Origin of the sequence: Massilia sp. Dwa41.01b (genome assembly GCF_014171775.1) — a bacterium.
Taxonomy (GTDB): Bacteria; Pseudomonadota; Gammaproteobacteria; order Burkholderiales; family Burkholderiaceae_D; genus Telluria.
Genome location: NZ_CP050454.1, coordinates 4,132,691 through 4,158,068, shown reverse-complemented (window position 1 = coordinate 4,158,068; position 25,378 = coordinate 4,132,691). Strand labels below are relative to the sequence as shown.

The following is a 25,378-nucleotide window of genomic DNA, read 5'->3' as shown; positions in this document are numbered from 1 at the left end:
GCGAAGCTGCCCGGCTCAGCGGCCCGGCGCTACCGCTGGCGCGGCACCACGGGGCGCGAGCACAGCCGGCACCCGCGGCGCCGGTGTCCTGTCGGCGGGCGTCCTGTCGGCCGCCCCCTGTCGGCGGGCGCCCTGTCGGCCCCCCCGTGGAATCCGCCGCCCGGCCTCGATGCCTTCATTGAACAAATTCTGGATCGGAATGTTCAGGTAGGGCAGGGCGACGCTGATGGTCAGCATGCCGACGCCCAGCGTGATCGGAAAACCGATGCCGAACAGGTTCAGCTGGGGCGCGGCGCGCGTCAGGATGCCGAGCGCGACGTTGGTGATCAGCAGGGCGGCGATGATCGGCAGCGCCAGCTGCAGGCCGGCGGAGAACACGCGCGCCCCCCAGCGCGCCAGTTCCAGCGGTGCCGCCAGCGACAGCGGCGTGCCGGAAATCGGCAGGCTGACAAAACTTTCCGACAGCGCAGCCAGCAGCACCAGATGGGCGTTCACCGCCAGGAAGGACATGGTCGCGACCATCGACAGGAACTGGCTGACCGCGGCCGAGCGGCCTTGCGTACTTGGGTCGAAAAAGGAGGCAAAGGAAAAGCCCATGGCCGAGCTGGCAAGCTCGCCCGCGTATTCGATGGCGGCAAAGACCAGGCGCATGGCGAAGCCCATGGACAGGCCCACCATCATTTCCTGCACCAGGATCAAGAGGCCCGCGTAGGACATCGGATCGAGCGCCGGCACGGCCGGGACGTTCGGCGCGATGATCAGCGCCAGCAGCACGCCCAGGATGAGTTTTACCTGGTTCGGCACGCTGGCATGGCCGAACAGCGGGGCGGCCGCGATCAGGCCGAGAATACGCGTGAGCGGCCAGATGAGGCCCGCGATCCAGGCGTTGATCTCGAGGGAGGTCAGCGTCAGCATCGACGCCGGCTCAACTGACCATGTTGGGGATGCCGGTGAACACCTGGCGCATGTAGTCGAGCATGACCGACAGCATCCACGGGCCGGCCACGACCAGGGCGACGAACACGCCGATCAGCTTCGGGATGAACGAGAGGGTGGCCTCGTTGATCTGGGTGGCGGCCTGGAAGATGCTGACCACCAGGCCGATGACGAGGGCGACGAGCAGCAGCGGCGCGGACACCAGCAGCGTGATTTCCATCGCCGTGCGGCCCATGGTCATGACGGTTTCCGGAGTCATGGGAGCGTTCCTAATTGAAGCTCTGGGACAGCGAGCCCAGCAGCAATTGCCAGCCGTCGACCAGCACGAACAGCATCATCTTGAACGGCAGCGAAATCACCGCCGGCGACATCATCATCATACCCATCGACATCAGGACCGAGGCGACCACCATGTCGATGATGAGGAAGGGGATGAAGATGGCGAAGCCGATCTGGAAGGCGGTTTTCAGTTCGCTGGTGACAAAGGCCGGGATCAGGACGCGCAGCGGGATGTCTTCCGGACCCTGCAGGGCCGGGGTGCGCGAAATCTTGACGAACATGGCGAGGTCGGACTGGCGCGTCTGCTTGACCATGAAGTCCTTCAGCGGCTGGGCGCCGCGGCTCATCGCTTCGGTCATCTGGATGCGGTTTTCCTGCAGCGGCAGGTAGGCGTCCGTATAGATCTTGTCGAAGGTCGGCCCCATCACGAACAGGGTCAGGAACAGGGCCAGGCCCACCATCACCTGGTTCGGCGGCGCGGTTTGCGTGCCGATGGCCTGGCGCAGCAGCGACAGCACGATGATGATGCGGGTAAAACTGGTCATCATCAAGAGCGCCGCCGGCAGGAAAGTAAACGCCGTCATCAGGAGCAGCGTCTGTACCGGCAGCGAATACTGGGTGCCGCCCGCGACCGGGCTGGTGGTGAAGGCCGGGATGCCAGGCTGGGCCAGCGCGGCCAGCGGCAGCAGGGCCAGGCCCGCGGTCAGCAAAATGAGGTGTTTACGTTGCATTGACTGGTCTTGCCTTCATCCGTTTGCCTCGATCCCGAGGCTTGTTTCGTTGCGCTTTGTTCAGTTGCCCGGTGCCGGCTTACTTCGCATTGCGCTTGTCGAGCGTCTGCTTGAGCCAGTCGGAAAAACTGGCCGCCGGCGCTGCATGGCCGGCCAGGGTGGCGCCGCCACGGGCGCCGCCGTCCTGCCGGGGCATGGTCGCCAGTGCGTTCACGCGTCCCGGCGAGGCGCCGACCACGATCCACTGGTCGCCTACTTCCACCACCATGATGCGTTCGCGCCCGCCGATGTTCAGGGCCCCGACCATGCGCAGGTTGGCCGAACTGCCGGCCACGCGCGGACCGTAGCGTTTCATGGCCCAGGCCAGCGCGGCCAGCAGGGCCAGCACCAGCACCGGGGCGAGGATGGTCTGCAGCAGGGTGCCGGCCGAGGGCCGGGCGCCGCCTGCGGCATGGGTGCCGGGTTGGCCGGCGTGCCCGGGATCGCCGCCGGAGCGGCCGGCATGCTGGCCGTATCGGGTGCGGGGGCCCGTCACCGGGCCGGCCGTGGTCGGCACTTCGCCGACGGTGGTGGCGCGTTCGGCCACGGGCGTGGCGGCCGTGGCGGGACGGGAAGAGGAGGAGGGGGCTTGCAGCGACGCTGCCCGATGGGCCAGCCGCTGCGCCGGCGCGGCCGCCAGCCGGCGCCTTGCCGCTGCGCTCGCTGGCGGCCGTGGCTGGGGCGCTCCCCGCCGGCGCTTGCTGGCGGCTATCGGCCGCGCCTGGTCCCGGGGACGGCGCGGGCTGCGCTGCCGCCTGCTGCGCCGGTGCCGGGGTGGCTTGCGCCAGGGTGATGCGTTCCGCCTGGACGGCCTGCCCGGAAGCGCAGGCCGCCAGCGGCAGCAGGCAGGCTGCCGCCAGCAGCAGGTTCGCCCCGTACCTTGCCGCACCCAGTCGACGCCGGTCGGAGTCCGGCGCGGTGCGTGTGTTGGCTTCTGTTATGGCAGAAAGGCAGGCAGGGGCGAGCTTTAGCATCATTTATTCAATTTTCTGATCCGTTCCGATGGCGTGATGATATCAGTGAGCCGGATACCGAACTTGTCGTTCACGACCACGACCTCGCCCTGGGCGATCAGGCAGCCGTTCACGAGCACGTCCATCGGCTCGCCGGCCAGGCCGTCCAGTTCGACGACCGAGCCCTGCGCGAGCTGCAGCAGGTTCTTGATCGCGATCTTGGTGCGGCCCAGTTCCACGGTCAGCTGGACCGGGATGTCGAGGATGAAGTCGATGTCGTTCGGGGTGTCCGGACGCGGCGTCCTGGCGCCGAAATCCTGGAAGACGGCGGCGCTGGCCGCGCTGGCGGTCTGCTGCTTCTGCAGCGCCGCCGCTTCCGCCGCCGCCTGTTCGGCAATCGCGGCGCCCCAGTCGTCGTCGAGGTTCTGGTCGTCCATATTGTCAGACATTGTGTTTCTCCTGATTGAAGCTGTCGCTGTTGGCCAGCAGTTTCTCGACCTTCAGCGCGTACTGGCCATTCGAGACGCCGTAAGTGCATTCCATCACCGGCACGCCGTCGACCGTGGCCTGGATCGATTCCGGGACCGTGATGGAAATCACGTCGCCGACTTTCATGTTGAGGATCTCGTCGAAGTTCGCCTTGCCGTGGCCGAGTTCGGCCACCAGCTCGACTTCCGCCACCTGGATCTGCTGCGTCATCAGGCGGATCCAGCGCTTGTCCACTTCGAGCGCCTCGCCCTGGATGCTCGAGGTCAGCGCATCGCGGATCGGCTCGATCATCGAGTAGGGCATGCAGAAGTGGATCTGGCCCGACACGGGACCGAGCTCGATCGTGAACGTTGACGATACCACGACTTCGTTCGGCGTCGCGATGTTCGCGAACTGGGTGTTCATCTCCGAGCGCACGTACTCGAATTCGATCGGATAGACCGGTTCCCACGACTTGGTATAGGCCTCGAACACGACGTCGAGGATGCGCATGATGATGCGCTGCTCGGTTTGCGTGAAGTCGCGGCCCTCGACGCGGGTGTGGAAGCGGCCGTCGCCACCGAACAGGTTGTCCACCAGCAGGAACACGAGACCCGGATCGAACACCATCAGCGCGGTGCCGCGCAGCGGTTTCATGTGGATCAGGTTCAGGTTGGTCGGGACTACCAGGTTGCGGATGAATTCGCTGTACTTGGAGACGCGCACCGAGCCGACGGACACCTCGGCGCTGCGGCGCAGGAAGTTGAACAGGCCGATGCGCAGCAGGCGCGCGAAACGCTCGTTGATGATCTCGAGCGTCGGCATACGGCCGCGCACGATCCGCTCCTGGGTCGCCAGGTTGTACGTGCGGACTCCCGAGGTATCTTCAGGCGCGGCAATGTCGTCCTGATCGCCGTTGACCCCCTTGAGGAGGGCATCGACTTCTTCCTGTGAGAGGAAATTATCGGCCATGATGTCTGATTATTCGCTGCTTACTGAATGATGAAAGAGGTGAACAACACGTCGGCCACTTCCTGCTCGTCGCCGTGCTCGTCGAAAGGCTTCTGCACCTCGGCCTTGATCTCGGCCGCCAGCTGCTGCTTGCCTTCGACCGTATTGATTTCCGATGCCTTCTTGTTCGACAACAGCAGCAGCACGCGGCTGCGCACCTTTGCCATGTTTTCCTTGATCAACTCGACCTGTTCGGGACCCTCGATCTGCAGTGTAAACTGGACTTGCAGATATTGGTCGCCATTCTCGGGCTGCAGGTTGACGGTGAAGGATTCGAGCGGCAGGTAGTCGGCCTTGACGGCCTCCTTGTCCTTCTTTTTCTTCTTCTTCGGCGACGCTTCCTCATGGGCATCGGCGTCGCCGCTGCCATGCATGAAGAACCAGCTGGCGCCGGCGCCGCCGCCGAGCAGCAGCACGCCCGCGACCAGCATGATCATGAGCTTCATCTTCGAGCCGCCTGCCGGCGCTGCTGCCGCCTCTGCTTTCGGATCTGCCTTCGTTTTCGGATTCGCTTTCAAGATGCCTCTGCTGCAAAATGGGTTGCCGGGATGCGGAATGATGCCATTATCGAGAAAAAATGCGCAGCGGCAAGCTTTGAAAAGAGGGGGGAAGCTGGGCTATCTCGGGGTTTGCGTTCTCGCCCCGGTCCCTTGCCACGAAAACGGCCGCACAGGGCGGCCGCAAACGGAACATCATGCGTCAGTCTCGCGTAGGGCGAGACGATAATGAATCATCATCACGCGAAGGTATCGACCGCTCCGGCGCCGCCCAGGATGCGGCTGCGCTGGCGCGGCGCGACTTCCGCCACGGCACTGTCGCCCCCGCCCTGGCCGCCACTACGGCTGCCCGGCCGGCCTGAGCCCTGGCCCTCCTGACCCTGGCGGCCTTCGCTGCCGGCGTTCACGGTCGCGTTACCGAGCGCGATGCCGCTTTCGCTCATCATTTCGCGCAGGCGCGGCAGTGAATTTTCCAGCGCCTGGCGTACTTCCATCTGCTGGGACGAGAAGGTCACGCTGGCCATGTCGTTCGACACGTTCAGCACCACCTGCACCGGTCCGAGATCCGGCGGGTTCAGTTCCAGCGTGGCGCTCTGCTCCTCGCCGCCGACCATCCAGATGACTTTCTGGCCGACCTGGTTGTCCCAGGCCGGGGTGCCGACGCGCGCGCTCAGGCGGTCGGTCGGGACGCTGCCGGCCGCCTGCGCGCTCTGCAGGGCCGTGGCCTGGGCGTTCAGGCTGGAAAACGCTTCCAGTGCCGGCGGCGCCTCCTTCATGGCGGTTTGAAACGTGCTGTCCTTCAGCTTGGCGGCGAAGTCGGCGCCTTCCATCGGCAGCTTTGCCGCGTCGGCCGTCCTGCCCAGGCCGAGTGCGCGCAGGTCGATGCCCCCATCGGGCTTCTGGCGCTGCCCTTCGTCCGCCTCGTCCGCCAGTGCGTCGCCAGCCAGCTTGAGGAGCGGTTCCGCATCGTCGTCAGCTCCGCTCTGCAGGCCGGCCAGCAGGGCGTCCGGTTTGGCGGCCGTCTCCAGGGGCGCTGGGGCGGCGGCTGCCGGCACCTGTGCCGCAACGTTCAGGCTGGCCATCAGGGCCAGCATGTCGACCACCGCATCGGCGGCGCGGGCGCCAGCGGCGTTGCCGTCCTCGCTGCTGCCTTCATCGGCGCCCGCCGTCTTGTCCTGCGCGTTTGCCGCCTGCGTGCCCTCGGCCTTGCCGGCGGACTCCGCGTGCGCCGTTTCCTTTGCCGGCTGTTTGGCCGCTTCGCGCGGCGCCGGTTTCGCTTCATTGGCGGCCTTGGCCGGTGCCTGCGGCCTGGGCGCGCTGACGCCGGGGGATGGCATGACAGGCTGCGCTTGCGGCTGGGCCAGTGCCTGGCGCCCCTCGAGCTGGCGCTGTTCGATCTGGCGCGCCAGCGTGGCGCTGAAGTTCACGCCGTCGCTCGGGGGCGTCACGTTCATGCGCGGGCTCTGCGGCTGGACGCCGGGCGTCAGCTGGATGGGCAGGGAAGAGGTCGTTTGCATCGTCATGTCGGGAATCGATTCGTTCTGCGATGGTTCAGTGGTTGGCGCGGCGGGCGGTGCGAGCGGCGTGGTCGTCCATCATTTTCTGGTCGCGCTTGTTTTCAGTCTTGAGGGCCTCGGCCGCCGCGCGCTCGGTCAGCGTGCGGTAGGACAGGCGCTTGCGTTCGCTTTCCTGCCAGGTGGTCTTTTCCAGCTCACTCTTGTATTTCGCGTGCTTTAACACTTCCTGCTGGCCATTGATCGCGTTGTCGAGCTTGCCGACAAAGGCGACGAAATTCGCGTAGGCGAAGGGCGTGATGCCGTTCATCTGCGCCTGGTCGAGCCTGTTCGCGTAATCGTCCCGGTAGCCGAGCAGCATCTGCAGCTTCTGTTCGGCTTCCTCGACCGACCTCAAAGCCGCGCCGAGGCGCTTGGCGGCGTCGTCGGAATCGCGCTGGGCCAGTTCGATCAGGGTTTCAAGGGCGGACGTATTTGCCATAGTGAATCAAAGTATAGCGAGCCCGATGCCATACCGATCAGCTGAACAGAGAGGTTAATTGCCCCAAACTCTGGCCCATGTTCGTGTTTTCATGGATTTCCTGGCACAGGAATTCCTCGATCTGCCCATTCAGCGCGATGGCCTGGTCGAGCACCGGATCGCTGCCGGCGGCGTACGCCCCGACGCTGATCAGGTCGCGCGAGCGCTGGTAGCGCGAATACAGCTGCTTCAGTTTGCGCGCGCGCAGCTGGTGCTCGTGGGTGGTGATGCCGTGCATCGCGCGGCTGATCGATTGTTCGATGTCGATGGCCGGATAGTGGCCTGCTTCGGCCAGGTGGCGGTTCAGGACAATGTGGCCGTCGAGAATACCGCGCGCGGCGTCGGCGATCGGATCCTGCTGGTCGTCGCCCTCGGACAGCACGGTATAAAAGGCCGTGATCGAGCCACCGCCTTCCAGGCCGTTGCCGGCGCGTTCCACCAGCACCGGCAGCTTGGCGAACACGGAAGGCGGATAGCCCTTGGTGGCGGGAGGTTCACCAATTGCCAATGCAATTTCACGTTGTGCCATTGCATAGCGCGTCAGCGAATCCATGATCAGCATGACGTTCTTGCCCTGGTCGCGGAAATGTTCGGCGATCGCCGTGGCATAGGCCGCGCCCTGCAGGCGCATCAGCGGCGGGCTGTCGGCCGGGGCGGCGACCACGGCGGAGCGCGCCATGCCTTCCGGTCCGAGGATCTGCTCGATGAATTCTTTCACCTCACGGCCGCGCTCGCCGATCAGGCCGACGACGATCACGTCCGCCGTGGTGTAGCGCGCAATCATCCCCAGCAGCACGGACTTGCCGACGCCGGTACCGGCGAACAGGCCCAGGCGCTGGCCCCGGCCGACCGTCAGCATCGAATTGATGGCGCGCACGCCGACGTCCGGGTGTCCTTGATCGGGGCGCGGTCGAGCGGATTCACGGGGCGCGCGTTGATGGGCGCGACGTCGGTCGTCTCCAGCGGTCCCTTGCCGTCGAGCGGACGGCCGGCGCCGTCGACCACGCGGCCGAGCAGGCCCCAGCCCACCGGCAGGTGGCGCGCGCGGTCGCTGGGACGGCGGCGCGGGTGGTTCACGGTACCGGGGCGCGGCACCGGCGTTTCGACCGGGAACACGCGCGAGCCGGGCACCACGCCTTCGACATCGCTCTGCGGCATCAGGAACAGGCGCTCGCCTTCGAAACCGACGACTTCGGCTTCGATCCGGGAGCCGTTCGGCAGCGGAATGGTGCAGGCGCTGCCGACGGCCAGGCGCAGGCCGACGCATTCCATCACCAGGCCGGCCACGCGCGTGACGCGGCCCGATACCTGCATCGGCTCGACGAAACCGACCAGCGCATCGCAGTCGGCCAGGTAGGCTTTCCAGCGCGCAGTGTGGCGATCGGATGCGCGCTCGGGCGTGCCGTCGAGATGTGCCGCCATCAGCCCAGCCACTCCACGTTCTTGCCCAGTGCCTGGGTCAGGCGCGCCCAGCGCGACGCGGCCTGGGCATCGATCTGGTTGCTGGCCGTGTCGACCTTGCAGCCGCCGCGGCCGATCTGCGGGTCGGCGACAACGCGCCAGCCGCCCTTGTCGAGTTCATCGGCAAGCGCGGCGCGCACGATGTCGATGTCGTCAGGGTTCAGCGCCAGGATGGCCGGCTGCTGCAGCACCGGCAGGTAGTCGATCGCTTCGCGCACGATCGGGATGACCAGTTCCGGACGGACGGTAAAGGCGCTGCGCACCATCGAACGCGCCAGGTGCAGGGCCAGGTCGAGCACATCGGAGGCGATGGTCTCGTCGGCCTGCGCCACGGCGGCGCTGAAGGTGGCGGCGATTGCGCGCAGTGCGCCGAGCTCTTCGGCGGCGGCGACGCGGCCGGCCTCGTAGGCTTCGGCGTGGCCCGCCCGCGGCGGCCTTCTCCAGGCCCTCGGCATAGCCCTCGGCGCGCGCCGACTCGCGCAGCGCTTCCATTTCGGCGGCGGTGGGCAAGCCGATGGCGGGCGAGGGAGGGCGCATAGGCTTGCGCGGCCGCCCTGGCAGCAGCGGCCGCCGCGGCGGCGCGGTCCGCGCGTTCGCGCTCCTCGGCCTGGATGCGGGCCGAAAGGGTGCTCGGCCGCTCGTCGCCGAACGAGGTCATTTCCCAGCGCTTGAACGCGCCCTGCGTGTCTTTGCTCATCTTTATCCGAAAGTCAGTCAGAACTCAGCCGATCAGACGAAGGAATCCTCGCCCTTGCCACCCAATACGATCTGTCCTTCGTCCGACAAGCGGCGCACGATTTGCAGAATCTGCTTCTGCTGCGCTTCCACTTCCGACAAACGGACCGGGCCTTTCGACTCCAGGTCTTCGCGCATCATCTCGCTGGCGCGCTGGCTCATGTTCTTGAAGATCTTTTCGCGCAGGTCCTGCGAGGCACCCTTCAGGGCGATGATCAGCATTTCCGACTGCACTTCGCGCAGCAGCAGCTGGATGCCGCGGTCGTCGATGTCGATGATGTTGTCGAACACGAACATCTCGTCCATGATCTTCTGCGCCATGTCGTTGTCGTAGTTCTTGATGTTTTCCATCACCGAGCTTTCCTGCTCGCCAGCCATGAAGTTCAGGATCTCGGCCGCGGTGCGCACGCCGCCCAGCGAGGACTTCTTGATGTGCTCGTTACCCGACAACAGCTTGGTCAGCACGTCGTTCAGTTCGCGCAGGGCCGCCGGCTGCACGCCGTCGAGCGTGGCGATACGCAGCACGACATCGTTGCGCAGGCGGTCGGTGAAGTGCGACAGGATCTCGCAGGCCTGGTCGCGTTCGAGGTGGACCAGGATGGTGGCGATGATCTGCGGGTGTTCGTTGCGGATCAGCTCCGACACCGATTGCGAATCCATCCACTTCAGGCTTTCGATGCCCGAGGCGTCCTTGCCGCCGAGGATGCGGTTGAGCAGCACGGCGGCCTTGTCGTCGCCCAGCGCTTTCGTCAGCACTTCGCGGATGTATTCGTCCGAATCGAGGCCGACGGTGGAATGGGCATCGGCTTCGTCGCGGAAGGCTTCCAACACGCTGACCACCTGCTCGTGCTGCACCGATTTCATCGCCGCCATCGCCGCGCCCAGTTTCAGCACTTCGCGCGGGCCGAGGAATTTCATCACCTCGGCCGCTTCTTCCTCGCCCATGGCCAGCATCAGGATTGCCGCCTTGGTCACGCCGTCCTTGTCCTTGTCGCTCATTCCGAACCCACCCATGCCTTGATTACGTTTGCCACGATGCGCGGATCATTCTTCGCCATCTCTTTTGCCATCGCCAGGTTGGCGCGGTAACTGCGCTCCCGCGGTGCTTCTTCTTCCTCGACCGGCATGCCGTCCGGCCCCAGCACCCTGCCGGCCGAGTCCAGCTCGACGACGGCGTCCTCGTCCTCGTCTTCCTCTTCCTCTTCCGGCATCGCGGTCGCCTCGTCGAACTTGTGCATGACAGGGCGCAGCAGCGGCCGCAGGATGCGGTAGTACAGGAAGGCGATCGCCAGGGCGATCAGCAGGTACTTGCCTACTTGCATGGCCAGCGGCAGGTTCGATGGATCCTTGTACCAGTCCGGACCGTTCTCGTCCGGGCGGTCGATGCCGTCGAAGGGTGCGTTCGCCACGTTCATGGTGTCGCCGCGTGCCTGCGAGTAACCCATCGCCTGCTTGACCAGTTCGTTGATCTGGGCCACTTCGGCGGCTGCCAGCGGCTTGACCGTGATCTTGCCGGTGTTCGGATCGACCGAGCGGCGGTAGTTCACCACCACGCCCACCGTCAGGCGCTTGACGCCGCCCATCGGACGCTGCTCGTAGCGGATCGTCTTGTCGACTTCATAATTCGTGGTGGCGTCCTTGCGGCTGGGACCCGTCGTCGTCTGCGGTGCGGCACCCGGCGCGCCGCCATCCAAGGGAGCGACTGCCACGCCCGGCGGCTGGTTCGACAAGGCGCCCGGCACGCCGCTCGGCGCACCGGTGGTGGCGCCCGTTTGCTCCGAGCTCTGCTGGCTGCGGATGGCCTGCGGCTCCGGTGCCGAATTCGGCTTGTACATCTCGGCGGCGGTGTCCACTTGCGCGAAGTCGATCTCGGCGGTGGCTTCGGCGCGCACGTTGCCCTTGCCGACGATCGGCGTGATCAGGGACTCGACCTGCTTGATGATGTTCTGCTGGACCTGCTCGACATATTTGAGCTGGGTGGCATCGAGCTGCTTGTTGAGGCCATTCTGCTTCGGCTGTTCCGACAGCAGGTTGCCGTTCTGGTCGACGACGGTGACGTTGCCGATGGTGAGTTCAGGGATGCTCGAGGCCACCAGGTGGACGATGGCGCTGACCTGGCCCGGATCGAGGGCGCGGCCCGACTGCAGGTTCAGCAGCACGGAAGCGGTCGGCTTTTGCTGGTCGCGCACGAACACGGACGGTTTCGGCAGCGCCAGGTGCACGCGCGCGCCGGCGACGGAACCGAGCGACTGGATCGAACGGGCCAGTTCGCCTTCGAGCGAACGCTGGTAATTGACCTGTTCCAGGAATTGCGACACGCCCAGCTTCTGGTTTTCCATCAGCTCGAAGCCGACATTGCCGCCTTTCGGCAAGCCCTGCGAGGCCAGCTTCAGGCGCAGGTCCGGCACCTGCTCGCTTGGGACCAGGATCGCGGTGCCGCCTTCGGAAAACTTGTACTTGACTCCCATCTGGTCGAGTGCCGCGGTAATCGCGCCGCCGTCCTTGTCGCTGTAGTTGGCGTAGAGGACGCGGTAGTCGGGGGTGCTGCTCCACAGCCAGATAGCAGCGACGATCGCCAGCACGGCCGCCACGCCACCGCCGATGAGCACGTTACGGCCCATGGTGGTCTTGAAGAACGGTTGCGGAGCAGCAGGAATGTCGAGCAGTTCGTCGGCGGTTGCGGCCATGTTGTTGTCCAGGAGGAGTGAATTCAGTTCGGAATGGGGCGAGTCAAGGCAGAATTATGGAGCTCCAGGGCAACATTCAAATGGGGGAACAGGGGGTGGTTTCCCCTCCTGCTCGACGCAAAATGTTGCCGCGACACTGGTAATCTGACAGCCTGAAACCGGTCCCGTACAGCGGTACGGACCAGCAAGGCATAACAGGAGAACCCATGAACGTAGGCGGAATCGACAGCAGCCGGATCGAATCGATGATGGCGCAGCTGAAAGCGGCGGCAACCAGGCCGGCCGCGCCTTCGCTGGGCGCAGGCGCTTTAGGCGGCCTCGGCGGGCCTGGCGCCGCGCCTGGCGTGGGCGTCAACGAAGGCGCTTCGAAGGTCAGCTTTTCCGATGCGCTCAAGACTTCGCTCGAGAAGGTGAGCGAATCGCAGAACAAGGCCGAAGAGCTTGGCCAGCGCTTCGCCATGGGCGACGACAGCGTCAGCCTGTCGGACACGATGATCGCCATGCAGAAGTCGAGCATTGCCTTCCAGGCCACTGTGCAGGTGCGCAACAAGCTGGTGTCGGCGTATCACGAGATCATGAATATGCAGGTGTGATCCTGCAGCACTGTCGTAATGAAAACGGGCCGCGATTCCATTAGGAACGCGGCCCGTTTTCATTGTTGGCGGCGATGCATTGTAGGGTGGGCACTCGTGCCCACGCGGTACGTCGCCTGGTCATTGGCTCAGTCGCTCCGAGCGATACCGGTGGTGCACAACCGTACGACCGCGTGGGCACGAGTGCCCGGTGAAACCGCCGTCAAGGCCACTGGCCTCAACGGCCCCTACGAACTACAAAACCTACCCCCGCAGCCGAGCATTCCGTTCGCGCTCGAGCTTGGTGATATAGCGCTGCACAGCCGCCGCGTTCGCCCGCGAAATATCGACGAACATGCAGCCGATCCGGCGGCTGGTCTTGTTGTTGAGCATGGTGACGTCCAGCGCGTTGCGCACCTGCAGCGAAGTAGTAACGGTGCCGATCTCCGGCAGCTCGATGCGGCAGCCTGTGAAGGTCTGGCCCATCGTCGAATTCAGGACCATGCGGTTGTCGAGCAGGGCGACGCCGCCGCAGCTGATGTCGGCCAGCGGAAAGGTGGCGTTGCCGCCACCGAGTTCGAGCGGCATCGGCAGCAGGGCCGGGACCGGGGTCGTCAATGGCGTGGCCATGCGGTAGAACTCGCGCCGCTGCAGGCGAAACAGCGTCGCAGGAATGTCGGCCACCAGAGCCGGGCCGCCCTCGTATTCGACTTCCTGTACCTTGTCAATGGAAAACAGGATGCGGATCTTGTCGAGATAGGTTTCGCAGGTCAGGCCGCTTGCGGCCAGGATGCGGCGGTTCTGGTCCGGATCGATCGAGCGGTCGAGAACAAACCTGCCCTCGTCGTCATCGACGTCGAGGACCGAAGTGACGCAGACGTCGCCCTCGCCCTTGATCTTCATGCGAATCAACTGCTTGTGTTCGCCGATCTGGCGCAGCAGTACGACGATCTCGCGGCGCGACCCCACTTCGAAGTCGTGCCAGTTTTCCAGTTCCGCGTCATGTAGTGCTTGCATCTTGTTCCGCCGATAGTGCAGGTAAGGCTGCTGGTGAGCCAGGGTGGTCGATGTGGAGCGCGCTGTCGGGAGGCGCCAGGAGGGGTTGGCCAGATTGTTGCGCTGACTCAATATGATATAGCCAGGCTAACAGTTCCGCAATCGCGCGGTACAGGCCCGGTGGGATCTGGCCGTCGAGATCGACGTCCATCAGCAACGATACGAGCTCCTTAGATTCGTGGACGAAGACGCCGGCTTCCTGGGCCCGTTCGATGATCTGCTCGGCCACCAGGCCGCGGCCCTTGGCAACCACGGTCGGCGCGTTCGATCCGGCGGCGTAGGCGAGGGCGACGGCGCGCTGCTGGCGCTGGGGGAGGGACTCGTTCATGCGTCGTCCTGGCCCTGCCGACGGTCCTCGATACGCAGCGCCGCCAGCTCGCTGCCGGCGGCTGCCAGCGCGTCCTGCAGGCGCGGCGCGGCCTGGCGCAGAAGCGCCCGGCTGCGGGCGCCGCCTGCAGTTCGATGCGCAACCGGCCCGCACGCAGCGTGACGGCCGCTTCCACTTCGCCCAGCGCGGCAAAGCGCAGGCGCAGGCCGCTGTGCCAGCCCGGGCCGTCGTTCTCCTGGCCGCGCTCGCCGGGCTCGGCCTCGCCATCCTCGCGCCGGATCTCCCAGCGCATGGCCTGGCCCGGGCCGAGCTGGCCCTGCCAGGCGAGCTGGCCATGTTCATGGGTATGGAGTTGCTGGTTGATCAGGCGGGCGCTGGCCGGGTCAAGCGCCGACGTGCCCGGCGCGCGCTGCGCCTGGGGTTCGCTTATCAGTTCAGACAGGGGACGCTTGCCTTCGGCCCATTCGGCCAGGTGCGATTCATAGAACAGGCCGCTGGCGGCGACGGTGTGCTGCAGCTGCTTTGCCAGCTGCGCCGGGTCTGGCGCGTTCGATGTTGCCGGCAGCAGCGGCGCCGCACCTTGCAGGGCAGGAGTACCCTCCTTGCCGGTGCCTTGCAGTACCTGCGCCAGCAGGCGCGCGGCGGGACTGAGCTCGGCTGTCTGCGGCTGGCCGCCCATCCGGGCGAAGGGCACACTGGCCGCGGCGACACTGGCCGCCAGCGAGGCCGCATTCGCGTTCAAAGGCAGCAGCGTGCCCTGCAGGCTGGCTTCGCCCAGGCCGAAGGTCGGCTGGGGCGAGGCCGCCAGGACGGTCATCGTGAGTTGGGCGCCGGACTGGGTGCCGGGCGGCAGCATCATGCGCACCGGCGCGTCGAGCACGCGGGTCATGAAACTGCCGTCGTTCATGCGCCCCAGCACCGTGACCGGCAGCCGGCTGCCGAGCATGGTCGCGAGGCTGCGCTGGAATTGTTCGAGGCGAGGATCGCCCAGGCGTTCGGCCGGCGCCACCGGCTGGGCCGGCAGCGGAGCGCCGACGGCGGGGCTGGAAAGGCGCTCGACCATGAAGCTTGGTCGCTCAGACGCTGCCGTAGGCGTTGTTCAGGCGGCGCTGGGTACCGGAGTTGTTGATCAGGGCGGACAGGTGGGCCATCCACGGCATGGTCAGGTCGCGGATGCGGCGGTCGTCGGCGAGGATGCGCTTGATGCAGTCGATCTTGATGCACAGGTTCGACGGGTTCAGCTGGACGGCCGCTTCCTCGCGCTTGAGCACGTTCACGTGCAGCGTGCACTCCTGCTCGAGGACCACCAGGTGGTCCCAGTCGCCGGCTTCGGCGGCGGCAAGCATCTGCCCGGTCAGGTCGGCCACGGCGGCGTATTCGGACAGTACTTCCTGGCCGGTCATCATCATGCGCTCGCCATCACGGGATACTGCGACATGGCATCCGCGGGCGCGGCCGGCTTTTCACCGATCTGGGTCCAGGCGTCGCGCAGGTCGGTCAGCAGGGTCTGCACTTCGTCGAGCAGCGCAGCCTTGTTCTGCAGGTTGGCCATCAGCAGGCGTTCGGTCATGTAGACGTAGAGCGCGTCGAGGTTGCGGGCGATGTCGCCGCCGGCCTTCTTGTCGAGGCTGGCGCGCAGGCCGTTGTTGATGATGTCCAGGGCCTTCGAGATGGCGGCGCCGCGTTCGGCGATATGGCCGGCCGCCATGTGGTTGGCGGCGCTCTTGACGGCGACCAGGGCGCCGTCGTACAGCATGACGATCAGTTTATGGGGCGAGGCGGAAATCACCGAGGTTTCCAGTCCTACTTTGGCATAGGCGTTGACGCCGCGCTGCATCGATCCAAACATCGTGAACCTCCAAATACTTCATGGCCGGGAAGCAGGCGCCTGGCGCCATCGCTCCCCCAATAAATTGTGTGCTGCAGCTGGTCGGGGCGGCGTTGCTGCCGCGGTGCCATTCTTCAGCGTGGGTAGTTTACTGGCTTAACGGCAGCTTCTAACCGGACTTGAGAGTGGGGAATACCCGGCTTTTTCCGGTTTTGTCATCCGGACAAGGAAATGCGGCGGCAAGGGTAGACCGTGTGGAGGATGCCGGAGGGGTGCGGCGCGCAGCCGCGCAGGACGAGGCGGCTGCGCAGTCAGTCGTTTCTCGGCTGCTGGCGGCGTTCGTGATGACGCCGCAGTGCGGGCGAGGCAAGCGCGCGCGCCAGGATCGAGCGGGGGACATTGCAGGTGTCGAGATACTTCAGGGCGAAATCCACCCCGCGTATATCGACCAGGTACAGAGCATATTCAGCCGTCAGGGCCGTTTGCTCGTCGGTTCTTCGTTGCATCATAACGCCTCGGATATCCACACGCAGCGCTCCAGCCCCCTGGGCCGCAACAAGCTGCGTTGGCATAATGATATCCAGAGCGCCCATGCGTGCGTTCCGCTGATTTGTGAGGAATTGTTTCCGTCGTAGGACTGTCCTAGTAGGACAGACCCGAAAAACGCATTTATGCCCCCGCCGCACGCTTGGAAAGGACGCCACGCGCCGGCGCGTCGACGAGATAGCGGCCGGCATCGGCCCCGCCCAAGGGGCGCGCATACAGGTAGCCCCGGGCCTGGGTCGCAGCCGGTGGCGCGCAGGGCTGCGGCCTGCGCCGCCACTTCGACCCCTTCGGCCACCACGCGCAGGTTCAGGCTGTGGCCATGGCGACGATGGCGGCGACGATGGCGCGCGCATCGCTGCTGTGCACCATGTCGTGGACAAACGATTTGTCGATCTTGAGCTTGTCGATCGGCAGGCGCTTGAGGTAGCCGAAGCTCGAGTAGCCGGTGCCGAAGTCGTCGATGCTGAGCGTGACCCCGAGGGCGCGCAGGCGGTGCATGATGGCCAGGCTGCGCTCGGGTTCGGCCATGGACACGCTTTCGGTCAGTTCCAGCTCCAGCAGGCCCGCGCGCAGGCCGGCCGTGCCCAGCAGCGCCTCCACCCGGGGCCACCACGTCGCCCTGCAGGAACTGGCGCGCCGACAGGTTGACGGCCACCGGCACCTCGGGCAGGCCGGCATTGCGCCAGGCGACCATCTGGGCAATGGCGGTGCCGACGATCCATTCGCCGATCGGCACGATCAGGCCGGTTTCCTCGGCGATCGGCACGAATTCCTCTGGCGACACCACGCCGTATTCCGGATGGCGCCAGCGCAGCAGCGCCTCGAAGCCGGCCAGCCAGCCGCGCTGCAGGTCGATCTTCGGCTGGTATTGCAGGAACAGTTCGCCACGCTCGAGCGCGCGCCGCAGCTGGCTCTCGAGCGCCATGCGCCGGCCCAGTTCCGGCGCTGGCCAGGCGAGAAATGCTCGATGCGCGCGCCGCCCAGGCTTTTGCATGGCGCATCGCGGTGGCCGCATTGCCGAGCAGGCTGTCGGCATCGTCGCCATCCCGGGGAAGCGGGCAAAGCCGATGCTGCAGGTGATGGCGACTTCCTTGCCGGACCAGCTCACGCTGTGGTTGACCTCGTGCATCAAGCGGTTCAGGCGCGTTTCGAGTTCTGCCGGCGTGCCGGGCGTCCCGATCAGGAGCGCGAATTCGTCGTTGCCGGTGCGCGCCAGCATGTCGCCGGGGCGAGTTCGGCTTCCAGCGCGCGCGTCACCGCCACCAGCGCGGCGTCGCCGGCCAGGTGGCCGAGCGCCTCGTTGATGCGCTTGAAGCGGTCGATGTTCAGGCAGGCGAGGGGGCGTGCCGTGCCGCTGGTGCCGCGCCACTCGGGCATGCGGTCGCGCAGCGTGCAGCAGTGCCTGGCGGTTGGCCAGGCCCGTGAGGGTATCGTGGGTCAGCAGGAATTCGACCTGGCCAGCCGCCGCTGCCAGCTGGGTGCCCGAGCCGCGGGATTGCAACTGTTCGTGCAGCTGCTGCGCGGCCCGCGCCAACTGGCGGTGGTAGATCAGTTCCTCGACCATGCGCGCCAGCTCGTGCATTTCCTCCAGCTCGGCCTCGCCGATCTCGCGCGGCTTCGTGTCGAGGATGCACAGGGTGCCCAGCTTGGCCCGCTCCACCGAATACAGCTGCACGCCCGCATAAAAGCGCACGTGGGGCTCGCCGAGCACGATCGGGTTGTCGGCAAAACGCGGGTCGCGGCTGGCGTCCGGCACCACCAAAGGCTGGTCGGTGAGGATGGCGTGGCCGCAGAACGAGACGTCGCGCGAGGTGTACTGGGCGGCAAAGCCGCAGCGCGACTTGAACCACTGGGTGTCGCTGCCGACCAGCGAAATCAGCGCGGTCGGCACATCGAGCAGCTTGGCGGTCAGGCGGGTGATGCGGTCGAAGGCTTCCTCCGGCCCGGTACCGAACAGGCTGGTCGCATGCAGCGCGGCCAGCCGCGACGCTTCGTCTACCGGGATCTGAGGTGTCATCATGGGCGCAAGGGCCAGCCGCATCGCCGATACGGCTGTGATCGTGAATTACTTTGCATTACGCCAGAAGCGGGCGGATTTTGCAAATGGCGCACAATTGTAAAATCGCGTGCCCGTGCGCCCGGGCGGTGCCGGGACTAGGCCTGGGTTGCCAGCGCGTCCTTCACGGCGTCGATCACGCCGGCCCAATCGCCCGGCTTGTCCTGGCGGAACAGGCGCGCGTCCGGGTACCACGGCGAGTCCGTGCGCACGGTCAGCCAGCGCCAGTCGGCCACCTGCGGCAGCATCACCCACAAGGGCTTGCCGAGGGCGCCGGCCAGGTGGGCCACGCTGGTGTCGACCGCGATGACCACGTCCATCAGTTCGCACAGGGCGGCGGTGTCGGAAAAGTCGTTCAGGTGCGCGTCCATGCGCACTACCGGCGAGGCGTCGAGGGCGTCGCGGTCGGCGTCGCGGTATTCCTTCTGCAGCGAGACGAACTGGCAGTCGAGCTCCAGCAGACGCGCCAGCAGTGCAAACGGGATACTGCGGTTGTGGTCGTTGGCGTGCTGGGCGTTGCCGCTCCAGACCAGGCCGACGCGCGGCCGCGTGCGCGGGCCCAGGCGTGCTTCCCACTCGGCCAGGCGCGCAGGCTCGGCCTGCAGGTAGCGGCGCATCGCCGGGATCGAAGCGAGCTCGGTGCCAAAGGCGAGCGGCAGCGACATCAGCGAGCTGTGATAGTCGAAAGCGGGCAGCGCGTCGCCCTTGGCGATGACCTGGTCGACGCCGGGAGGCCCGCCAGCAGGCCGCGCAGCGGCTTCTGCACTTCCAGCACGACATGCGCGCCGCGCGCCTTGACCATGGCGGCGTAGCGGCAGAACTGCAGCGTGTCGCCCAGGCCCTGTTCGGCCCACAGCAGGATGGTCTTGCCGGCCAGCGATTCCTGGCCGCTCCAGTCAGGCGCGGTGAAGTCGCGCTTTTCGGCATAGCAGCTCAGCACTTCGTTATTCCAGCGCCACTCGTAGCCGCGCCAGCCGTCGAGCAGGTTCCCGTATTGCAGGTTCAACAGCGCGCGGTTCCAGTGCGGCGGCGCGTAGCCGGGATGGATGGCGATGGCCTTGTCGAAGCAGCCGAGGGCATCCTCGTAGCGGCGCAGTGCCTCGTAGGCGTTGCCGCGGTTGTTCCAGGCGGCGGCGCTGTCGCCCTTCAGTGCCAGCACGAGGTCGTAGGCGGCCAGGGCCTCTTCGCTGCGGCCCATGTCCTGCAGGATGTTCGCGCGGTTGAGCAGGCCATCGGTGTATTCCGGGTCGATGGCGAGGGATGCGTCGAAGGAGGCCATGGCTTCCTCGAGGCGGCGCAGGCGCTGCAGCGCGATGCCGCGGCCGTTGTAGGCCGACGTGAGCGTGCTGTCGAGTGCGATGGCGATGTCGAGGCTTTTCAGGGCGCTGTCCATCTTGCCCAGTTCGATCAGCAGGTAGCCGAGGCTGACGCGGAACACGGCCGAGCCGGCATCGAGCTCCACCGCGCGCTGGTAGTTCTCCAGTGCTTCCCCGCGGCGGCGCAGGTGGCGCAGCACGTTGGCGCGGCCGTGCCAGCCTTCGGCCGCCTGCGGGAAGCGTTCCAGCAGGGTGTCGTAGGTGTCCAGTGCCTCGTCGAAGCGGCCCAGCGTGCGCAAGGCCTTGGCGTAATTGATGCCGGCGTCGGGATAGTCCGGGTGCCGCGTGCGTGCCAGTGCATAGGCGTCCAGCGCCTCCTCATGGCGGCCTTCGTCCAGCAGGATGTTGCCGCGGTTGTTGAGGGCTTCGGCATGGCTTGGGTCGAGCGCCAGCGCGCGCTCGCAGGCGGCCAGGGCTTCCTCGTGCCGCTTCAGTTCCAGCAGTACCGAGGCGCAGTTGTTCCAGACAGCGACATCGCGCGGTGCCAGTTCGAGCGCACGGCGGTAACTCGCCAGCGCCTCCTCGTAGCGCTTCAACTGCTGCAATACATTACCGCGGTTATATAGTGCATCGACATTGCCCGGCGATAGCGCCAGCGCCTGGGTATAGCTCTGCAGGGCGGAGGCGTGCTCGCCGATCGCCTTGAAGATATTGCCGAGGTTGCTATACACGGAAGAGACGTTCGGATTCACGCTGATCGCCTCGCCCATGAATTGCAGGGCCAGTTCGTGGTTGCCGCTCTGGTAACCGAGGATGCCGATGTGGTGCAGCGTGTCGAAATGGCGCCCATCGCGCGCCAGCGCGGCTTCGTACTGGGCAAAGGCGGCGTCAAGCTGCCCCTTCTGGTGCGCGGCGAGGCCGGCGGCGAACAGGCGGTCTGCCGGAGTTTGCTTCTTCTTCATATAAGACGGGCTTTCGCTGGGTACGCCCCTCCGACAGGAGCTCGGCGTGCGTACGGGTTCGATGCGGCAGTATCCGCAGGGTAGGCCACAGTGTAGTTCGACAGTGCCAAGGGGCAAGGGAAGAACAAAAGGGGAAATTGCCGCTAAATATTTCTCTGGCGCTGCCGTGAACAGGCCTGTTGCATCAGAGAAGTCAGCAGTCGCGGTTCCGATGCAAAATTGCTCACAAAAAATTTTTTGAAGAAATTCCTCAAGGTTTTGCAAGGGGTTCCGTTAAAGAATACAAGCGAGCGGGAAACGAAAAACGCGACGCAAGAAATCAACCAAACCCTGATAGCAGCACTAACACCGAACTGCCCACTGGAGAATGACCATGTCGACGATCAATACCAACCTGTCCTCGCTGAACGCACAACGCAACATCAACAAGTCGTCCAACGAACTGTCCACCTCGATGCAACGCCTGTCGTCGGGCCTGCGCGTCAACAGCGCCAAGGACGACGCTGCCGGCATGTCGATCGCCACGAAGATGGATTCCCAGATCCGCGGCATGTCGCAAGCTTCCCGTAACGCCAACGACGGCATCTCGATGATGCAGACCGCCGACGGCGCACTGTCGAACATCTCGGACGCACTGCAGCGTATGCGTGAACTGGCTGTCCAGGGCGCGAACGCCACGAACGGCACCGAAGAATGGTCGAACATCGACACCGAAATCAAGGCACTGAACACCGAAATCGGCCGTATCGCTTCGGACACCAAGTTCAACGGTAATGCCCTGCTGACCGCGACCGCCGTGTCGAAGGACATCCAGGTCGGCGCCGACTCGGGCCAGAAGATCACCGTCAGCTTCGGCGCCAACACCGCCTACGCCGGCCTGCAATCGACGGCTGTCGCCGTCAGCGACGTGACCAGCGCATCGGCCGCCATCAGCGCCATCGACGGCGCCCTGAAGGCCCTGAACACCGAGCGCGCTTCGCTGGGTACCGCGCAGAACCGCATGGGCTACGCCATCAGCAACCTGGCTACCTCGGTCGAGAACCAGTCGGCAGCAAAGAGCCGCATCACCGACACCGACTACGCTTCGGAAACCAGCAAGCTGAGCCGTGCGCAGATCCTGCAGCAGGCCGGTACCGCGATGCTGGCCCAGGCCAACTCGGCACCGAACAGCGTGATGTCCCTGCTGCGCGGCTAATCGATCGGTATAATCGACCGGTTCCGGTTCGAACGATGACTATGCGGGGCACGGCCCCGCATAGTCATTCATAACGAGGTGTTCCGATGCTGCAACCTGTAAATGCTGGAAACCCTTCGGCCGTCGCTGGCAACAGCGCACGGCCGCTTGTCGATGGCGCGGCGAAAGCGGGCGCGCCGGCGGCGGTCGCACCCGGCATGCCGGTCCAGGCCGGCAAGAAAGCCGAACATATCGAGCTGGGCAATGCTGTTGCCGACCTCAACAAGGTAGCCCAGGCCGCGTCGCAAGGCGTGCGCTTCTCGATCGACGAAGACACGGGCCGCACCGTGGTCAAGGTGGTCGACACCCAGACCGACAAGGTGCTGCGCCAGATCCCGACGATCGAGGCCTTGAAGCTGTGGCGCTCGATCGAGCAAATGCAAGGCGTAATGTTGCGCGACAAGGCGTAAGGCGCGGCGCGCCCTGACCAATCCGATGGGAGAAACACATGGCGACGATTAGTGGTGCAGGTATGTTGTCCGGACTGCCGGTGGACAGTCTCGTCTCGTCCCTGATGGGTGTCGAGCGCCAGCCGCTGGCGAACATGCAGTCGAAACAGGCCAGCTTCAGTTCCAAGCTGTCCGCTTTCGGTACGCTGAAAAGTGCCGTGTCGGCCTTCCAGACCGCCGTCAAGAACGTCTCGGGCGACGCCCTGGCGGCCCTGACCGCCACCTCGAGCAAGAGCGAGACCGTGGGCGTGAGCGTGGCCAAGGGCAGCGGCGCCAGCGCCGGCAGCTATGCCATCGAAGTAAGCAAGCTGGCGCAAAGCGACAAGCTGGTGTCGAGCGGCGTGGCCGCCAACACCACCTTCACCGCCGCCGGCAGCGCGATGGAAATCAGCATTGGCGGCAAGACCACCAAGCTGGACCTGGCCGACGGTAACCTGGCCAGCCTGTCTTCCGCCATCAACAAGGCCAATGCCGGCGTCACCGCGACCATCCTCAACGACGGCACCAGCGACCGCCTCGTCATTACCGGCAACAACACCGGCAAGGACAACGGCGTCACCATCAAGGCCAGCGGCAGCCTGGCCGCCTTCGATACCACCGCCGGCAGCATGACGCTGTCGCAGAAGGCGCAGAACGCGGAAATGACGATCGACAGCGTCTCCGTCTCGAAGGCTTCGAACACCGTCACCGACGCGATCAAGGGCGTGACCCTGAACCTGGCGCAGACCAATGTCGGCAGCCCGGTAAAGATCAGCCTGGCAAAAGACACCACCAATGTCACCAAGGACATCAACGCTTTCGTCGATGCCTACAACACCCTGGCCACGGCGGTGAACAAGCAGACGGCCTACAACGCCACCACCAAGACCGGGGCCGTGCTCAATGGCGACGCCGGCGCGCGTTCCATCCTCACCAATATCCGTGCCGAGCTCGGCAAGGGCGCGAGCGGCGCCGGCGGCCTGGCGACCCTGTCCGACATCGGCATCGCCTTCCAGCGCGACGGCACCCTGAAAATGGAAAAGCCGGACAAGCTGAAAGCTGCCCTGGAGACCAATTTCACCGGCGTCTCGACCCTGTTCTCGGGCACCGACGGCGTGGCCACGCGCCTGAGCAAGGTCACCGAGGACATGCTGGGCTCGAAAGGCCTGTTCAAGAACCGCACCGACGGCCTGAACGCCAGCATCGAGAGCATCAACAAGAGCGCCGACCGGATGGAACTGCAACTGGCACAGACCGAAAAGCGCTACCGCGCCCAGTTCACCTCGCTCGACACGATGATGACGAACATGCAGAACATGAACAGCTACCTGACCCAGCAGCTGGCGGCGCTGGCGGCCAATTCCGGTTATTGACCGGTGCGCGGCTGCGGCTGCGCAGAAACGGCAGGACAAAAAAATGCCCGCGCTTGCGGGCATTTTCGTTTGGCCGGCTACCTGGGCCGTATCAGCTCGCTACCTCGACCCGGTTCTTGCCGGTCTGCTTGGCCTTGTACATGGCACGGTCGACGCGCGCCATCAGGCTGGACAGGTCCTCGTTCGGCAGGCGCAGCGCGACGCCGGCCGAGAAGGTGATCAGGAGCTTCTCGTTGTCGTGCATGAAGAAATGCCGGGTCAGCTCGCGCTGCAGCCGCACCATCGTCTGCACGGCCGCCTCGACCGCGGTCTCGGGCAGCATGATCAGGAATTCCTCGCCGCCGAAACGGGCCACCACGTCGATCGAGCGCAAGGTCGCCTTGGCCACCTTGGCCAGGTGACGCAGCGCGTTGTCGCCGGCCAGGTGGCCATAGGTATCGTTCAGGCGCTTGAAGTTGTCGAGGTCGAGCAGGGCGGCGCACAGGGGCGTGCCGCGGCGGTCGCGCGCGCGCTTTCGCGCTCGAACACGTCGTCCAGGCCGCGCCGGTTCAGGGTGCCGGTCAGCTGGTCCTCGCGCACCAGTTCGCTCATCTGCTGCAGCTTCGCCTCCAGCTCCTTGATGCGGCTTTCGGCTTCCTGCACTTCGCGGTGGGCGGCCAGCATGCGGTCGCGCGAGGCCAGCGCCTCGGCTTGGGCCTGCTTGGTGTCGCGCAGCACCTCGTCGAGCACCGTGTTCAATTCATTGATGTCGCCGGCATGGCGGATGCGGTCGGAGAAGCCGCCCAGCTTGTCGTGGAATTCGCCGGTCGAGGCCGCCACCGAACCGAGCCGGTCGATGAAGGTCATCATCATGTTCTTGACGGTGGCCTTCATGTCCGACAGGTTGTGCTTGAGCTGGCCCTGCTTGTAGATCACGTCCTTCAGGCTGCGCGTCGCGTCTTCCAGCGTGCGGCTGTCGATCGGGCCGGAAATCAGTTCCTGCACGGCGTCGATCTGGCCGCGCATCCAGCTGTCGTCATCGAGCAGTTCGCTGACGTTCTCCAGCAGCAGCTTGAACAGGCGCAGCAGCAACTCCTGCTGCTCGGCGCTGTCGCCGCTGTGCAGTTCCACCTGGAAGCACAGTTCCTTCAGGCGGCTGGCGATTTCCTGCAGCGCCGCTTCGCTGTGCGCGACCTTGACCGCCTGGCCCAGCGACTCCGCTTCGCCGGCCAGTTTCGGGTTGGTGCCCAGCAGCGAGGCCAGGGCGAACGCGAGGGTACGGCTGAGCAGCTCGCGCAACAGGCGCGTGTCGTTGCTTTCCATGCCATAGGTGACGCCGGGCGGAATGCCGCGCCGCAGGTGCTTTTCCACCAGCTGCGACAGCGCCTTGGCGTAGGCATCCCAGTCGCGCGCTTTCACCGCGCGGTTCAGGCGGCGGCCGTAGTCGGCCAGCTCGCCCGGGGTTTCGGTCAACTGCGTGGCGAATTCGCCCAGTACTTCCTCGGCGGCAGGACCGACCGCTGCCGGGACAGCGGGCACCGGCGCAGGTTTCGGAATCCCCGCGATCTCGTTATAGATGTCGCGATAGGCGTCCGGCGTGGGCGCGATGCGGCGCGTCGCCAGGCGGCGGAAGGCTTCCCGGGCGATATCGACCGGGTTGGAAGTGGACGGATTGCTAGGATTGGACATGATGCAGCGTAAAGTTGTTTTCTGTTTATCGCAATGATAAGCAGATTTTCCTGGCCGAATCGCACGAACAGAGGGAGGAAAGCGGCGTACTTACGGCCATGGCTGCTCTGCGGTGTAGAGAGCCTGACAAGGCCTTCAGGCCAGGGCGCAGCGTCGCAGACAGTACGAGTGTACGGCAGG

General features: G+C 65.5%; 24 protein-coding genes and 4 pseudogenes. 4 read left to right on the top strand and 24 right to left on the bottom strand.

Annotated elements, in window-relative coordinates:
* Window positions 1-15: 15 nt before the first annotated feature.
* From fliR to fliF, 13 genes and pseudogenes are all read right to left on the bottom strand, one after another.
* On the bottom strand, window positions 16-915 hold the full coding sequence (gene fliR / locus G4G28_RS19145; RefSeq protein ID WP_183107727.1) for a flagellar biosynthetic protein FliR: 900 nt from the start codon (window positions 913-915) through the stop codon (window positions 16-18).
* 10 nt (window positions 916-925) lie between these two features.
* The gene (gene fliQ / locus G4G28_RS19140) at window positions 926-1,195 is read right to left on the bottom strand and encodes a flagellar biosynthesis protein FliQ (protein WP_182989494.1); all 270 of its coding nucleotides are present in this window, start codon (window positions 1,193-1,195) and stop codon (window positions 926-928) included.
* 10 nt (window positions 1,196-1,205) lie between these two features.
* Window positions 1,206-1,946 (bottom strand): flagellar type III secretion system pore protein FliP, encoded by a 741-nt coding sequence (gene fliP / locus G4G28_RS19135; RefSeq protein WP_182989493.1) that lies wholly within the window; start codon window positions 1,944-1,946, stop codon window positions 1,206-1,208.
* 79 nt (window positions 1,947-2,025) lie between these two features.
* Window positions 2,026-2,532 carry a flagellar biosynthetic protein FliO gene (gene fliO / locus G4G28_RS19130; RefSeq protein ID WP_229507729.1) on the bottom strand — a complete coding sequence of 169 codons (507 nt, stop codon included), beginning with the start codon at window positions 2,530-2,532 and terminating at the stop codon, window positions 2,026-2,028.
* A gap of 426 nt (window positions 2,533-2,958) precedes the next feature.
* A complete protein-coding gene (gene fliN / locus G4G28_RS19125) occupies window positions 2,959-3,387 on the bottom strand; it encodes a flagellar motor switch protein FliN (RefSeq protein WP_182989492.1) in 429 nt (142 codons plus the stop codon).
* On the bottom strand, window positions 3,380-4,378 hold the full coding sequence (fliM, locus tag G4G28_RS19120) for a flagellar motor switch protein FliM (protein WP_182989491.1): 999 nt from the start codon (window positions 4,376-4,378) through the stop codon (window positions 3,380-3,382). Before fliM ends, fliN begins: the two co-directional genes overlap by 8 nt.
* 20 nt (window positions 4,379-4,398) lie before the next feature.
* Window positions 4,399-4,863, bottom strand: a complete 465-nt coding sequence (fliL, locus tag G4G28_RS19115; RefSeq protein ID WP_229425203.1) for a flagellar basal body-associated protein FliL — start codon at window positions 4,861-4,863, stop codon at window positions 4,399-4,401.
* Between the two features lie 290 nt (window positions 4,864-5,153).
* Window positions 5,154-6,437 (bottom strand): flagellar hook-length control protein FliK, encoded by a 1,284-nt coding sequence (locus G4G28_RS19110; RefSeq protein ID WP_183107726.1) that lies wholly within the window; start codon window positions 6,435-6,437, stop codon window positions 5,154-5,156.
* A 28-nt stretch (window positions 6,438-6,465) separates the two neighbouring features.
* Window positions 6,466-6,909, bottom strand: coding sequence for a flagellar export protein FliJ (gene fliJ, locus G4G28_RS19105; protein WP_182989487.1), 444 nt, complete (start codon window positions 6,907-6,909; stop codon window positions 6,466-6,468).
* Window positions 6,910-6,946: 37 nt separating this feature from the next.
* Window positions 6,947-8,370 (bottom strand): annotated as a pseudogene (fliI, locus tag G4G28_RS19100) (flagellar protein export ATPase FliI).
* On the bottom strand, window positions 8,370-8,864 hold the full coding sequence (locus tag G4G28_RS19095) for a flagellar assembly protein FliH (RefSeq protein WP_229507728.1): 495 nt from the start codon (window positions 8,862-8,864) through the stop codon (window positions 8,370-8,372). The pseudogene fliI and the gene G4G28_RS19095 overlap by 1 nt, the downstream one beginning before the upstream one ends.
* A gap of 274 nt (window positions 8,865-9,138) precedes the next feature.
* A complete protein-coding gene (fliG, locus tag G4G28_RS19090) occupies window positions 9,139-10,143 on the bottom strand; it encodes a flagellar motor switch protein FliG (protein WP_182991890.1) in 1,005 nt (334 codons plus the stop codon).
* Window positions 10,140-11,831, bottom strand: coding sequence for a flagellar basal-body MS-ring/collar protein FliF (gene fliF / locus G4G28_RS19085; RefSeq protein WP_182989486.1), 1,692 nt, complete (start codon window positions 11,829-11,831; stop codon window positions 10,140-10,142). The genes fliG and fliF overlap by 4 nt, the downstream gene beginning before the upstream one ends.
* Window positions 11,832-12,037: 206 nt before the next feature.
* Between fliF and fliE the strand changes: the two genes are divergently transcribed.
* Complete coding sequence (gene fliE, locus G4G28_RS19080; RefSeq protein ID WP_182989485.1) at window positions 12,038-12,424, top strand: flagellar hook-basal body complex protein FliE; 387 nt, start codon at window positions 12,038-12,040, stop codon at window positions 12,422-12,424.
* 243 nt (window positions 12,425-12,667) lie between these two features.
* Here fliE and G4G28_RS19075 read toward each other — a convergent pair whose 3' ends face one another.
* The 10 genes and pseudogenes from G4G28_RS19075 to G4G28_RS19025 form a co-directional block, all read right to left on the bottom strand.
* Window positions 12,668-13,420: a flagellar brake protein gene (locus G4G28_RS19075; RefSeq protein ID WP_182989484.1), complete on the bottom strand. Its 753-nt coding sequence runs from the start codon at window positions 13,418-13,420 to the stop codon at window positions 12,668-12,670.
* A complete protein-coding gene (locus G4G28_RS19070; RefSeq protein WP_183107725.1) occupies window positions 13,404-13,787 on the bottom strand; it encodes an EscU/YscU/HrcU family type III secretion system export apparatus switch protein in 384 nt (127 codons plus the stop codon). Before G4G28_RS19070 ends, G4G28_RS19075 begins: the two co-directional genes overlap by 17 nt.
* Window positions 13,788-14,863: 1,076 nt before the next feature.
* Window positions 14,864-15,196: a flagellar protein FliT gene (locus tag G4G28_RS19065; protein WP_308601039.1), complete on the bottom strand. Its 333-nt coding sequence runs from the start codon at window positions 15,194-15,196 to the stop codon at window positions 14,864-14,866.
* Window positions 15,193-15,636 (bottom strand): flagellar export chaperone FliS, encoded by a 444-nt coding sequence (fliS, locus tag G4G28_RS19060; RefSeq protein WP_182989480.1) that lies wholly within the window; start codon window positions 15,634-15,636, stop codon window positions 15,193-15,195. Before fliS ends, G4G28_RS19065 begins: the two co-directional genes overlap by 4 nt.
* Before the next feature lie 290 nt (window positions 15,637-15,926).
* Complete coding sequence (locus G4G28_RS19055) at window positions 15,927-16,208, bottom strand: hypothetical protein (protein WP_183107724.1); 282 nt, start codon at window positions 16,206-16,208, stop codon at window positions 15,927-15,929.
* Between the two features lie 259 nt (window positions 16,209-16,467).
* Window positions 16,468-16,839, bottom strand: a complete 372-nt coding sequence (locus G4G28_RS29440; RefSeq protein ID WP_374039746.1) for an EAL domain-containing protein — start codon at window positions 16,837-16,839, stop codon at window positions 16,468-16,470.
* A gap of 7 nt (window positions 16,840-16,846) precedes the next feature.
* Window positions 16,847-17,538 (bottom strand): annotated as a pseudogene (locus G4G28_RS29435) (diguanylate cyclase domain-containing protein); the annotation flags it as partial.
* 238 nt (window positions 17,539-17,776) lie between these two features.
* Window positions 17,777-18,178 (bottom strand): annotated as a pseudogene (locus tag G4G28_RS29430) (GAF domain-containing protein); the annotation flags it as partial.
* 137 nt (window positions 18,179-18,315) lie between these two features.
* Complete coding sequence (locus G4G28_RS19030) at window positions 18,316-18,882, bottom strand: glycosyltransferase family 9 protein (protein WP_183107721.1); 567 nt, start codon at window positions 18,880-18,882, stop codon at window positions 18,316-18,318.
* Window positions 18,882-20,495 (bottom strand): tetratricopeptide repeat protein, encoded by a 1,614-nt coding sequence (locus tag G4G28_RS19025; RefSeq protein ID WP_183107720.1) that lies wholly within the window; start codon window positions 20,493-20,495, stop codon window positions 18,882-18,884. Before G4G28_RS19025 ends, G4G28_RS19030 begins: the two co-directional genes overlap by 1 nt.
* A 373-nt stretch (window positions 20,496-20,868) precedes the next feature.
* On the opposite strand from G4G28_RS19025, the gene G4G28_RS19020 reads away from it, so the two are divergent.
* The 3 genes from G4G28_RS19020 to fliD all read left to right on the top strand — a co-directional run bounded on the left by G4G28_RS19020 (window position 20,869) and on the right by fliD (window position 23,530).
* The gene (locus G4G28_RS19020; protein ID WP_182989476.1) at window positions 20,869-21,690 is read left to right on the top strand and encodes a flagellin; all 822 of its coding nucleotides are present in this window, start codon (window positions 20,869-20,871) and stop codon (window positions 21,688-21,690) included.
* Between the two features lie 86 nt (window positions 21,691-21,776).
* A complete protein-coding gene (locus G4G28_RS19015; RefSeq protein ID WP_229425201.1) occupies window positions 21,777-22,139 on the top strand; it encodes a flagellar protein FlaG in 363 nt (120 codons plus the stop codon).
* 38 nt (window positions 22,140-22,177) lie between these two features.
* Window positions 22,178-23,530 carry a flagellar filament capping protein FliD gene (gene fliD / locus G4G28_RS19010; RefSeq protein ID WP_182989475.1) on the top strand — a complete coding sequence of 451 codons (1,353 nt, stop codon included), beginning with the start codon at window positions 22,178-22,180 and terminating at the stop codon, window positions 23,528-23,530.
* 91 nt (window positions 23,531-23,621) lie between these two features.
* Here the strand turns inward: fliD and G4G28_RS19005 are convergent.
* Window positions 23,622-25,198 (bottom strand): annotated as a pseudogene (locus G4G28_RS19005) (GGDEF domain-containing protein).
* Between the last annotated feature and the right edge of the window lie 180 nt (window positions 25,199-25,378).